9 protein-coding genes are annotated in these 12,195 nt (G+C 62.4%); 5 read left to right on the top strand and 4 right to left on the bottom strand.

All coding sequences use genetic code 11. From position 1 onward, the window contains the following. The first annotated feature begins 6 nt into the window (after window positions 1-6). Entirely contained in the window at window positions 7-420 is a 414-nt protein-coding gene (locus KI241_RS22105) for a hypothetical protein (protein WP_212802992.1), read from the top strand. Window positions 421-555: 135 nt separating this feature from the next. On the opposite strand, the gene leuA is transcribed toward KI241_RS22105, so the two are convergent. The 3 genes from leuA to xseA form a co-directional block, all read right to left on the bottom strand. Continuing rightward, the gene (leuA, locus tag KI241_RS22100; protein ID WP_053147801.1) at window positions 556-2,235 is read right to left on the bottom strand and encodes a 2-isopropylmalate synthase; all 1,680 of its coding nucleotides are present in this window, start codon (window positions 2,233-2,235) and stop codon (window positions 556-558) included. Window positions 2,236-2,700: 465 nt separating this feature from the next. Beyond that, window positions 2,701-3,534 (bottom strand): peptidoglycan DD-metalloendopeptidase family protein, encoded by an 834-nt coding sequence (locus tag KI241_RS22095; protein ID WP_047736787.1) that lies wholly within the window; start codon window positions 3,532-3,534, stop codon window positions 2,701-2,703. Between the two features lie 3 nt (window positions 3,535-3,537). Beyond that, window positions 3,538-4,917, bottom strand: coding sequence for an exodeoxyribonuclease VII large subunit (xseA, locus tag KI241_RS22090; RefSeq protein WP_042731054.1), 1,380 nt, complete (start codon window positions 4,915-4,917; stop codon window positions 3,538-3,540). Window positions 4,918-5,137: 220 nt separating this feature from the next. On the opposite strand from xseA, the gene KI241_RS22085 reads away from it, so the two are divergent. The 4 genes from KI241_RS22085 (at window position 5,138) to guaA (ending at window position 9,945) form a co-directional block, all read left to right on the top strand. Then, window positions 5,138-5,905, top strand: a complete 768-nt coding sequence (locus tag KI241_RS22085; protein ID WP_042731055.1) for a sulfite exporter TauE/SafE family protein — start codon at window positions 5,138-5,140, stop codon at window positions 5,903-5,905. A gap of 69 nt (window positions 5,906-5,974) precedes the next feature. Next, a complete protein-coding gene (locus KI241_RS22080) occupies window positions 5,975-6,523 on the top strand; it encodes a hypothetical protein (RefSeq protein ID WP_042731056.1) in 549 nt (182 codons plus the stop codon). 295 nt (window positions 6,524-6,818) lie between these two features. Then, window positions 6,819-8,288: an IMP dehydrogenase gene (guaB, locus tag KI241_RS22075; RefSeq protein ID WP_042731057.1), complete on the top strand. Its 1,470-nt coding sequence runs from the start codon at window positions 6,819-6,821 to the stop codon at window positions 8,286-8,288. Between the two features lie 79 nt (window positions 8,289-8,367). Further along, window positions 8,368-9,945: a glutamine-hydrolyzing GMP synthase gene (guaA, locus tag KI241_RS22070; RefSeq protein WP_042731058.1), complete on the top strand. Its 1,578-nt coding sequence runs from the start codon at window positions 8,368-8,370 to the stop codon at window positions 9,943-9,945. 100 nt (window positions 9,946-10,045) lie between these two features. On the opposite strand, the gene KI241_RS22065 is transcribed toward guaA, so the two are convergent. Next, window positions 10,046-11,992, bottom strand: a complete 1,947-nt coding sequence (locus KI241_RS22065; protein WP_212802991.1) for an EAL domain-containing protein — start codon at window positions 11,990-11,992, stop codon at window positions 10,046-10,048. Window positions 11,993-12,195 lie beyond the last annotated feature (203 nt).

Raw genomic sequence — 12,195 nt, 5'->3', positions numbered from 1 at the left:
GTACCCATGACCACTATCAGCGCAACTACCGTAAACCCTTATCCGCTTTCGGCCCCCACCGTTCGGATCAAGGGCGCTGGCGAAGAAACGGCGACTACCACGACAGCGACCGAAGCTGGCGATGAGAAGGGGAAAACACTGAAAGTCGATACCAGCGGCGCCAACGTTGCCGGTGCGCCTTCCAGCGGCGGTATCGATGTCGTCGAGCAGTTGAAGAAGCAAATCGAGCAGGCCGAGAAGCTCCTGGCCCAGCAGCAAGCTGAGCTGACGCGAGTGCAGAAGAGCCAGGCCAGCGCCGAACAGAAGACCCAGCAGGCGATGGCCATCCAGACCCAGATCATGGGCACCCAGGCTGCCTTGCAAACCTTGCGGGCATCGTTGCTGCAGGCGATGGCCGGCCCTGTCGACACCCATGCTTGACATTGGGGGGCTGAGCCGCCGTCTTCGCGAGCAAGCGCGCTCCTACAAGAGCCGAACGCAGAACGTCCGTTAATGCCAGCCCACAAAAAAGCCCCGGGGTTCACACCCCGGGGCTTTTTTGTATTCAGCGGCGGATCAGGCCGCTTTGGCTTCTGTCTGGCTCAGCGAGCGGTTCAGCGCGCTGAAAAGTGCCTTGAAGCTGGCGGTGGTGATGTTTTCATCGATGCCCACACCGTGCACCGCGCGTTCACCGTTGACCCGCAGCTCGATGTAGGCCGCAGCCTTGGCGTTGGTCCCGGCGCCGATGGCGTGTTCGTTGTAGTCCATGATTTCCACCGGCACCGGCAGGCCGGCCACCAGGGCTTCCAGGGCGCCGTTGCCCTTGCCGCGCCAATGCAGGTTGGTCTCGCCCTGGCCCTTGCTGGCCACTTCGACTTCCACCGCGCTGTTGCCGTTTTCTTCCTGCAGGCGATGGCTGACCAGCGCATACGGGGTGTTGGCTTGCAGGTACTCGCTGTGGAGCAGGGCGTGGATCTGCTGGGCGGTCATCTCCAGGCCGAGGCGATCGGTTTCGCGCTGGACCACCTGGCTGAACTCGATCTGCATGCGCCGTGGCAGGCTGATGCCGTATTCCTGTTCCAGCAGGTAGGCGATGCCGCCCTTGCCGGATTGACTGTTCACCCGAATCACCGCCTCGTAGCTGCGACCGATGTCGGCCGGGTCGATCGGCAGGTACGGCACTTCCCACAGGGTGTCCGGTTTCTGCTGGGCGAAGCCCTTGCGGATGGCGTCCTGGTGCGAACCGGAGAACGCGGTGTGGACCAGGTCGCCCACGTACGGGTGACGCGGGTGCACCGGAATCTGGTTGCATTCCTCGACCACCTTGCGCACGCCGTCGATGTCGGAGAAGTCCAGCTCAGGGTCGATGCCTTGGGTGTAGAGGTTCAGTGCCACGGTCACCAGGTCGACGTTGCCGGTACGCTCGCCGTTGCCGAACAGGCAGCCTTCGACACGGTCGGCGCCGGCCATCAGGCCCAGCTCGGTGGCGGCTACGCCGGTGCCACGGTCGTTGTGGGTGTGCAGGCTGATGATCACGCTGTCACGGCGGTTGATGTGGCGGCCGAACCATTCGATCTGGTCGGCGTAGATGTTCGGGGTAGCGACTTCCACGGTGGCCGGCAGGTTGAGGATCACCTTGCGCTCGGGCGTCGGGTTCCAGACCTCGATCACCGCGTCGCAGACTTCCTTGGCGAACTCCAGCTCGGTGGCGCTAAAGGTTTCCGGCGAGTACTCGAACTGCCACTGGGTTTCGGGTTGCTGCGCGGCGTATTTGACGAACAGCTTGGCCGCGTTCACCGCGATTTCCTTCACGCCTTCCTTGTCCTGGTTGAACACGATGCGGCGGAACGACGGGCAGGTGGCGTTATACAGGTGGACGATGGCTTTCTTCGCCCCGCGCAGGGATTCGAAGGTCCGCGCAATAAGGTCTTCGCGAGCCTGGGTCAGCACCTGGATGGTGGTGTCGTCCGGGATGTGGCCTTCTTCGATGAGGGTGCGCACGAAGTCGAAGTCGGTCTGCGAAGCGGCCGGGAACGACGCTTCGATTTCCTTCACGCCGACGGCGACCAGGGTTTTCCAGAAGCGCAGCTTCTTCGCGGCGTCCATCGGCTCGATCAGCGACTGGTTGCCGTCACGCAGGTCGGAGCTGCACCAGATCGGCGCGGCGGTGATGGTCTTCGACGGCCAGGTGCGATCCGGCAGGTTGATGGTCGGGAAGGCGCGGTACTTGGAAGACGGGTCTTTGAGCATGCTCATCGGGGGAATCCTTTTGTTGTCGTGGCCGGAAAAAGGCGGCCTGCCGGTGGTTCGAACGGGGGTGGCTTCATAGCCTGGACGAGGTGCCGCGATTCAGCCCGGCAGTCGTGCGCTGACGAGGCACAGGCTGCGGTGCTGGCGAAGCTGGATGAGGGTGTGAGAGGTTTTCATGCCCTCAACCCTAACCGTGTGAGGGGAGGATCGCAAGCAGTCGGAAAAAATTGAGAGAAGTTCTGATTTTTGGCGGGTTTGCGAGATTTAATCGCGCATGTGTCAGGTATGGATATCAGGAATTGCGTCGATGTTTTGAGCTTGGCAATTTGCGGGAGGGTGGTGATGGGAGGCGTCACCGCGAGCAAGCTCGCTCCCACAGGGGATCTCTGTGGGTTGCAAATGTTGTGTTCGCAGGAGATCCCTATGTGGGAGCGGGCTTGCTCGCGAAGAGGCCAGGAGCCTCAGCACATTTCAGGGCTGAAACGCCCCGATAAAAATGGCCGGATCCACCCGTGCATCGTTCAGGCTGATGTTCCAGTGCATGTGCGGCCCGGTCGCCCGGCCCGTGGAGCCGACCTTGCCCACCACCGTGCCCCGTGCCAGTTGCTGGCCGACCTTCACGTCGATCTTCGACATGTGGCAGAACATGCTGATGAAGCCTTGTCCGTGGTCGACGAACACGGTGTTGCCATTGAAGAAGTAGTTGCCGGTGAGGATCACCTTGCCGGCGGCCGGGGTCTTGATGGGCGTGCCGGCGGGCACGGCGAAGTCGAGGCCCGCGTGGGGGTTGCGTTCTTCGCCGTTGAAGAAGCGGCGCACGCCGAACTTGCTCGACAGCGGGCCGTTGACGGGTTTGTCCAGCAGCAGGTTGCTGGGGATGTTCGGGCTGAAGCTGCGGTAGGCCTTCAATTGCACGGCCAGTTCGGCGTCGATGCGCTTGAGGTCCGCCGGGTTCGGGTTGACCTGGCGTTTGTTCGCCAGGGTGATGTGCTGTTCGGGGTATTTCTTGTAGCCGACCACGAACGGTTGGGTGGTCCCGCCGCTGCTGATCTGCTGGGTGCCGGGTTGGACGGTCAACGGGATGCCGACAATCGCCAGCCAGTTGTTCTGTTCCTTGACCACCAGCACCGGCTTGCCCTGGTAGCTGGCTTTCGGCGCCTGGGCTGCGCTGCCCAGGTCCACCACGGCCACGCCGCCGGGCACCGGTTTGTTCAACAGGCGGGTGATGTAGCTGTCGGCGTGGGCCTGGGCGGCCAGGCACAGCAACAGCAGCGGTGCCAGGGCGGAGAGGGAAAGTCGCGGCATGAGTCAATCCAGTAGAGAAAGGGTGACCGGTGTCAGGTGGTTGTCTTCGACCCGCACCAGCAGTTCGCCTTCGCCGAGCCTGGCGCTCAGGCGCTGGCCGGTGTGGGTTTGCCCGGCGCTGCGGATCGCATGGCCGCGTTCGTCGAGCAGGATGCTGTAGCCCCGGCCAAGGGTCGCCAGGGGGCTGACGATGTGCAGCGTCTGCATCTGGTTGTGCAACTGCACGCGTCGCGCTTTGAGGCCCTCGCGCATGGCCCGCGGCAGGCGTTCGGCGAGGCTGTCCAGGCGATGGCGCAGCAAGGCCAGGTGCCGGCCTGGATGTTGTCCGGCCAGGCGGGTTTCCAGACGGATGAGCCGTTCACGGCGAGTATTGAGGCTGCGTTCGAAGGCGCGGCGCAGGCGCATGTCCAGGTCGTCCAGGCGCTGGGCTTGCTGACGCAGGCGTTCGCCGGGGTGGCGCAGGCGCCGGGTGAGGCCTTCGAGGCGCAGTTGATCGCGCATCAGGCGGTCGCGCATGCGCATCACCAGCCGGCGATGCAGGCTTTCGACCCGGCGCACCAGGTCGCCGGCATCCGGCGCCAGCAGTTCGGCGGCGGCGGAGGGCGTCGGGGCGCGTACGTCGGCGACGAAATCGCTGATGGACACGTCGGTTTCATGGCCGACGGCGCTGACGATCGGTGTCACGCAGGCGTCCACGGCCCGGGCTACGGCTTCTTCGTTGAAACACCACAAGTCTTCCAGTGAACCGCCACCCCGGGCCAGGATCAGGGCATCGAACCCCCGGGCGTCCGCCAGCTTCAGGGCGCGGACGATCTGCGCGGTGGCTTCGCGGCCCTGCACGGCGGTGGGGATCAGCGTCAGGGAAATCTGCGGCGCACGGCGGCGGAAGACGCTGATGATGTCGCGGATCACGGCGCCAGTGGGCGAACTGATGATGCCGATGCGTTGTGGATGGGCCGGGAGCGGCACCTTGCGCTCGGCGCTGAACAGGCCTTCGGCGCTGAGCTTTTCCTTCAGGGCATCGAAGGCCAGGCGCAGGGCGCCATCGCCGGCCGGCTCGACGGTGTCGAGAATCAGTTGATAATCGCCACGCCCCTCGAACAGCGAGACCTTGCCGCGCACCTTCACCGCCAACCCGTCTTTCAAGGCCTGGCGAACCCGGGCGGCGTTCTGCCGGAACAGCGCGCAGCGCACCTGGGCGCCACTGTCCTTGAGGGTGAAGTACACATGGCCGGAGGCCGGACGGGCGAGGTTGGAGATTTCGCCCTCGACCCAGATGTTGCTGAACACGTCTTCGAGCAACACCCGCGCACGGCCGTTGAGCTGGCTGACAGTCAGGACCTCGCGGTCCAGGCCCAGGCGGGCAAAGGGATCTTTAATCATGGGCGGCATGATAAGGGGATTCGCCGATGGTGTGCAGACAATTAGACCGGGTTGCCTGCATCGCGAGCAAGCTCGCTCCCACAGGCGATCTATGTCGTACTGAAGATCAACTGTGGGAGCGGGCTCGCCCGCGAAAGCGGTAGGGCGGTCTCTACAAATACTGGATATGCCGCCCGGCACTTGGCTAAAGTCGCCTCTTCGCCATCAAGGAAGTTGTGCAATGGATCCTCTGTCGTGGTTGGGGCAATGGGCATTCGCCCCCGTCGAATGGTTGATCATCGGCCTGGCCATCGCCCTGGCCTACATCGTCTTCGGCATCGCCGGGTTCGGCACGGCGCTGGTGGCGGCGCCGATCCTGTTGCTGTTCATGCCCTTGTCAAAAATCGTACCGTTGCTGGTGTTGCTGGATTTTGTCGCGGCCTTCGGCAACCTGTTGCCCTCGCGACGGGACGTGTCGCGGCCCGAGCTGCTGCGGTTGCTGCCGTGCATGGCGGTGGGCTGCAGCCTGGGGGTGATGTTCCTGCTTAACCTCAAGTCCGACGTGCTGCTGTTGTTGATGGGCGTGTTCATCAGCGGCTATGCGATCTACAGCCTGTTGATCAAGGCCCGGCCGACTCAGTTGTCGGCGCTGTGGTCGGTGCCGATGGGCATAGTGGGCGGGATGTTCGGGGCGTTGTTCGGCAGCGGCGGCTTTCTGTATGCCATCTACCTGAACAGCCGCTTGCCCAAGGAGCCGGCCCGGGCGACCCAGAGTGCCTTGATCAGTTGCAGCACCGTGGTGCGCCTGAGCCTGTTCGCTGTCGCGGGCGTGTATGCCGAGCTACCCTTGCTGGTACTGGCGCTGTGTTTGTTGCCGGCCATGGCGCTGGGACTGTGGGTGGGGCGTCGCCTGACCATGAAAATGTCGCGTGAAGCGTTCGTGCGCCTGGTGACCTGGCTGGTGCTCGCCAGCGGCATTGCCTTGATCGGGCGTTACCTGAGTGCTTGACCTGGCTTGACCAGGGATTAAGCTGCCGGCCTTTTAATTGCTCCCGCCAGAGAAACCCCAGGCCTCGTCATGAACTCCCAAAGCATCATCGTTCCGAAAATCTCCACCTTGCCAGTCCACGAACCCCGGGCCAGGGCGATCGTGCGCTGGCTGGTGCGCAAGAACATCGTCGAGGAACAACTGACCACCTGCGGGCGCACCGGCAATCGCATGGCCCATGCCATTGCACCTGGCGCGAGCAACGTGGTGTTGCACCCCGATGCCTTGCCGTTCGGGGAAGCGGTCAACGGGTTGGAAATCATCACCAAGCGCTGCATCTACACGCCGGCCAAGGGCTTTCTCGAAGAAGCCGGCTGTGCCGAATGCCGCCAGGAGATCGGCGAGGCGCTGTTCGAAAGTCTGGAAGACTGGATGCCCGCCCGCACCGACAACTTCACCTGCCCTGAATGTGGCCATGAAGATGACATCAACGGCTTCCTGTTCCTGCAGCCTTGCGGTTTCTCCAACCTGGGGTTCATCTTCAACAACTGGCTGGAGGCGGGGTTCAAGCAGGACTTCCTCGACGAATTCGCCGATTGGCTGGATCAGCCGGTGAGTTGGGTGAAGGTGGAGTTGTAGAGAGGGGCACTGGAGATTGCTTTTGTGGCGAGGGGATTCATCCCCGCTGGGGCGCGAAGCGGCCCTAAACCCAGGCCATGCGGTACATCAGGCATATTGAGCCGACTGTTTTTGGGACTGCTATGCAGTCCAGCGGGGATAAATCCCCTCGCCACGCGGTTCGGAGTACAGCCGGGAGCAGTGTGTTTTCACCCATCAATCACCCCGGCAATAATAGACAGAGTTTTACATTGAGCCAGGCGGGGTGCATGAGTATAATGGCGCGCTTCCATTTTCCCGCTCGGGAGCCCCCGCGATGCTGCGTATCAGCCAAGAAGCCCTGACCTTCGACGACATTCTCCTAGTGCCTGGTTATTCCGAGGTGCTGCCTAACGAAGTCAGTCTCAAAACCCGTCTCACCCGTGGCATCGAACTGAATATCCCCCTGGTTTCCGCTGCCATGGACACCGTGACCGAAGCCCGTCTGGCCATTGCCATGGCCCAGGAAGGCGGTATCGGGATCATCCACAAGAACATGACCATCGAACAGCAGGCCGCCGAAGTGCGCAAGGTCAAGCGGTTCGAGGCTGGCGTGGTCAAGGACCCGATCACCATCGAGGCCGATGCCACGGTTCGTGATCTGTTCGAACTGACCCGCATGCACAACATCTCCGGCGTTCCGGTGCTGCACGATGGCGACCTGGTCGGCATCGTCACGTCCCGCGACGTGCGTTTCGAGAACCGCCTGGATGCCACCGTCCGCCAAGTGATGACGCCTAAAGAGCGCCTGGTCACGGTCAAGGAAGGCACCAGCAAGGACGAAGTTCGCGAGTTGCTGCACAAACACCGCATCGAGCGCGTGCTGATCGTCGACGACAAGTTCGCCCTCAAGGGCATGATGACTGTCAACGACATCGAAAAAGCCAAGGCCTACCCGCTGGCCAGCAAGGACGACCAGGGTCGTCTGCGCGTAGGCGCGGCAGTCGGCACCGGCAAGGACACCGGTGACCGTGTCGCCGCCCTGGTCAATGCCGGCGTCGACGTCGTTGTCGTCGACACCGCCCACGGCCATTCCAAAGGCGTGATCGACCGCGTTCGCTGGGTCAAGCAGAACTTCCCTGACGTGCAGGTGATCGGTGGCAACATCGCCACCGGCGAAGCCGCCAAGGCCCTGGCCGACGCTGGCGCCGACGCGGTCAAGGTCGGTATCGGCCCAGGCTCGATCTGCACCACCCGTATCGTTGCCGGTGTCGGCGTGCCGCAGATCAGCGCCATAGCCAACGTCGCCGCCGCCCTCGAAGGCACGGGCGTGCCGTTGATCGCCGACGGCGGTATCCGTTTCTCCGGTGACCTGTCCAAGGCCATCGTCGCCGGTGCTTACTGTGTGATGATGGGTTCGATGTTCGCCGGTACCGAAGAAGCGCCAGGCGAGATCGAACTGTTCCAGGGTCGTAGCTACAAGGCCTACCGCGGCATGGGTTCGCTGGGCGCCATGTCCCAGGCCCAGGGCTCTTCGGACCGTTACTTCCAGGACTCCTCCGCGGGTGCCGAGAAGTTGGTACCGGAAGGCATCGAAGGTCGTGTGCCGTACAAGGGCACCCTGAGCGCCATCATCCATCAACTGATGGGCGGCCTGCGGTCTTCCATGGGCTACACCGGCAGCGCCAACATCGAAGAGATGCGTACCCGGCCGGAGTTCGTGCGCATCACCGGCGCCGGCATGGCCGAGTCCCATGTCCACGACGTGCAGATCACCAAGGAAGCGCCGAACTACCGCGTAGGTTGAGGCTTCCAGCAAAACGTTAATCACCGGGGCTGTTCATTCAGCCCCGAGTTGTTTCTGATTCACTACATGAGAATGAGTCATGGCCCTCGACATTCACGCTCACCGCATCCTGATCCTCGACTTCGGTTCCCAGTACACCCAGCTGATTGCCCGCCGCGTGCGTGAAATCGGCGTGTACTGCGAATTGCACCCGTTCGACATGGATGACGAAGCGATTCGCGAGTTCGCTCCCAAAGGCGTCATCCTCGCCGGCGGTCCCGAGTCCGTGCACGAAGCCAACAGCCCGCGCTGCCCGCAGGCGGTGTTTGACCTGGGCGTGCCGGTCTTCGGCATCTGCTACGGCATGCAGACCATGGCCGAGCAACTCGGCGGCAAGGTCGAAGGTTCCGACCTGCGTGAGTTCGGTTATGCCCGCGTCGATGTGGTCGGCAAGAGCCGCCTGCTCGACGGTATCGAAGACCATGTCGACGCCGACGGCCTGTTCGGCCTGGACGTGTGGATGAGCCACGGTGACAAGGTCACCCGGATGCCGGAAGACTTCCACATCCTGGCCAGCACGCCGAGCTGCCCGATTGCCGGCATGTTCAGCGACGAACGCCGCTACTACGGCGTGCAGTTCCACCCGGAAGTGACCCACACCAAGCAGGGCGGTCGTATCCTGTCGCGCTTCATCCTCGACATCTGCGAGTGCGAAGCCCTGTGGACGCCGTCGAAGATCGCCGAAGACGCCATTGCCCAGGTGCGTGCCCAGGTCGGTACCGACAACGTGCTGCTGGGCCTGTCCGGCGGCGTGGACTCCTCGGTGGTCGCGGCGCTGCTGCACAAGGCCATCGGTGATCAACTGACCTGCGTCTTCGTCGACAACGGCCTGCTGCGCCTGCACGAAGGCGAGCAAGTGATGGCCATGTTCGCCGAGAACATGGGAGTCAAGGTGATCCGCGCCAATGCCGAAGAACAGTTCCTGACCAACCTGGCCGGTGAGTCCGATCCGGAGAAGAAGCGCAAGATCATCGGTCGCACCTTCATCGACGTGTTCGACGCCGAATCCTGCAAGTTGGACAACATCAAGTACCTGGCCCAGGGCACCATCTACCCCGACGTGATCGAGTCGGCCGGCGCCAAGAGCGGCAAGGCCCACGTGATCAAGTCCCACCACAACGTCGGTGGCCTGCCGGAAGAAATGAACCTCAAGCTGGTCGAGCCGCTGCGCGAGTTGTTCAAGGACGAGGTCCGTCGCCTCGGCCTGGAACTGGGCCTGCCTTACGACATGGTCTACCGCCACCCATTCCCGGGCCCGGGCCTGGGCGTGCGGATCCTTGGTGAAGTGAAGAAGGAATACGCCGACCTGCTGCGCCGCGCCGACCACATCTTCATCGAAGAACTGCGCAAGGCCGACTGGTACCACAAGGTCAGCCAGGCCTTCGTGGTGTTCCAGCCGGTGAAATCGGTGGGCGTGGTCGGCGATGGCCGTCGCTACGCCTGGGTCGTGGCCTTGCGCGCCGTGGAAACCATCGACTTCATGACCGCTCGCTGGGCACACCTGCCGTACGAGCTGCTGGAAACCGTGTCCGGACGCATCATCAACGAAATCGACGGCATCTCCCGCGTCACCTATGACGTGTCGAGCAAGCCGCCGGCGACGATTGAGTGGGAATGATCCCGCGTCCGGCACTGCCCGGCGTCAAGTGGTAGGAAACACACCGAAAGCCCGCGTAATTGCGGGCTTTCGACTAATTGCGCCTTGCCCTGGCGGCGGATTAAACCACTTGCACCTTGGTCATTTTTTCGCCTTCAAGCCAGGCGCTGATGTCGCTGGCGCGCATGGGTTTGGAGAATAGGTAGCCCTGGGCCCAGGCGCAGCCGAGGTTTTTCAGTACGTCGAGTTCTGCGGCGGTTTCCACGCCTTCGACGATGCATTCCAGCTGCATGTCCTGGCACATGGCGATCAGCGACTTGACGATCTTGAAGCTGGCCGGGTCGAGGTGGATGTTGGTGACGAAGGTGCGGTCCACCTTCAGTTTGGTCAGCGACAGCGCGTGGATCTGGCTCAGGCTGGAATAGCCGGTGCCGAAATCGTCGAGGGAGATGCCGCAGCCCAGTTCGCGAAAACGGCCGATCGCTCGCTGGGTCTGCGGTAGATCCTGGATGGCCGCGGTTTCGGTGATTTCCAAATCGAGACAGGCCGGGTCGAACCGGCTGCTCTTGATCAGCTCGACGATCTGCTGGGCGGCCTCCTCCGAACCACAGTCGTGGGCGGACAGGTTGAATGACAGGCGCATCCCCGCGGGCCAGCTTGCGGCCGCGTCCAGCGCCTTGCTCAGCAACGGCACCGTGAGGCGATTGACCATGCCGACGCGCTCGGCAATCGGGATGAACTCACTGGGCGGCACGTTACCCAACTCTGGGCTTTCCCAGCGTGCCAGTGCCTCGAACGCGGCGGTTTGCTCACTGCGAATATCCATGATGGGCTGGAATACCACGTTAAACTCACCCTCCAGATCGGCCCTGCGCAGGGCCTGTTCGGTCAGCCCTTCGCGATTGAGCTGCTGGCGATGAGCCGCGCTGAACAGGCAGACCGTGCCGGGGCGGTGGCGCTTGCTCTGATACAAGGCATAGTCGGCGTATTCATACACTTGGGTGGCGCTGGATGCCTGATCCGGGAAGGTGGCGATGCCCAGTGACGCGCTGATCTGAATAGGGATGTCCACCAGCAGAAACGGCTCGCGCATGCTGGCGCAGATTTTCTCGCCAAACGCCCTCAATTGGTCGTCGCTCATGGCCCGAGTGATGATCAGGCCGAACTCGTCACCCCCCAGCCGGGCCAGGTGTACATCTTCATCGAGCAGCCCGGTCAGGCGCTGACCCACCTGATAGAGCAGCTTGTCGCCAATGCTATGGCCATACAGATCGTTGACCGGCTTGAAACCATCCAGATCGATCAGCCCCACGGGCAGGCGAATCGCCTGCTCGCTGGCGCGGGACAGCAGCGTATCGAGGCGGGAAAAGAACTGCCGCCGATTGGCCAGGCCGGTCAGGCTGTCCTGATTGGCCAGTTGAAGGTTTTCCTCGCTGAGTTTTGCCGTATGCGCCTGCATGTTCACCAGTCGGGTGAAGTCGGCGTACTGTGCCTTGAGAATGATCAGCATGGCGATGGACACCAGCAGGACGTCAATCGCAGTGGCAATGAAGGTAATGATATTGGTGGAGGCGAAGAACACCACGAAGGCGGTGTTGACCACGGCTGTGGTGGCCAGGGCTGCTGGCAGCAGGTGCATCATGCAAAAAATGCAGCCGATGACGGTGATCGCCATGTAAAAGGCGACATGCGCCTGGGTATAGCTCGTGCCGTAGGGAAACAGCGCCAGTGACCAGGCAGTGAACGCCACGGCGACAAAGGGTGCGAGCATGTTGGTGCGCTTGAGCTCCGTGAGCATCTGCGCCGGGCTGCGCGTCTGCTTGCGTGTGCGTATCCATTCCACCGCACGAATCACGCCGAACAAACTCATGATCAACGGGCAATACACCACCAGCCAGCGCGGCGCGACCGCAAAGTGGGTGCCCGCCAGCATCAGGGTATTGGTCAGCAGGATGAAATACATCATGGGCAACTGGCGAGACAGCGCGATGTATTGCGCCTTGACCAGACCGGGATTGTCCTTGGGAACGGACATCAACGCTCGCATGCCGAGCAGGGTTTTTTTCATCAGGCGACGCTCTGAGAATACAACCAGATGAATAACCGAACGGGTTATCCTTTCCAGCCTGGGCCAAGCAGGGCTAAACACTGCTCTTATAGGATCGTGTCGGCTGATCCTCGGGTTTCTTCAGTCTCTATGAGTGATGGCACTTTGATTTCGTTCCGTAGCCGATAAACGGCAAATAAAAAGCCGTGTGAACCTGCATTCAC

It is taken from the genome of Pseudomonas sp. Cab53, assembly GCF_018325965.1.
Classification (GTDB): domain Bacteria; phylum Pseudomonadota; class Gammaproteobacteria; order Pseudomonadales; family Pseudomonadaceae; genus Aquipseudomonas; species Aquipseudomonas chlororaphis_E.
Note: the sequence above shows the minus strand (reverse complement) of the source record. Positions and strands in the feature narration are given on the sequence as shown.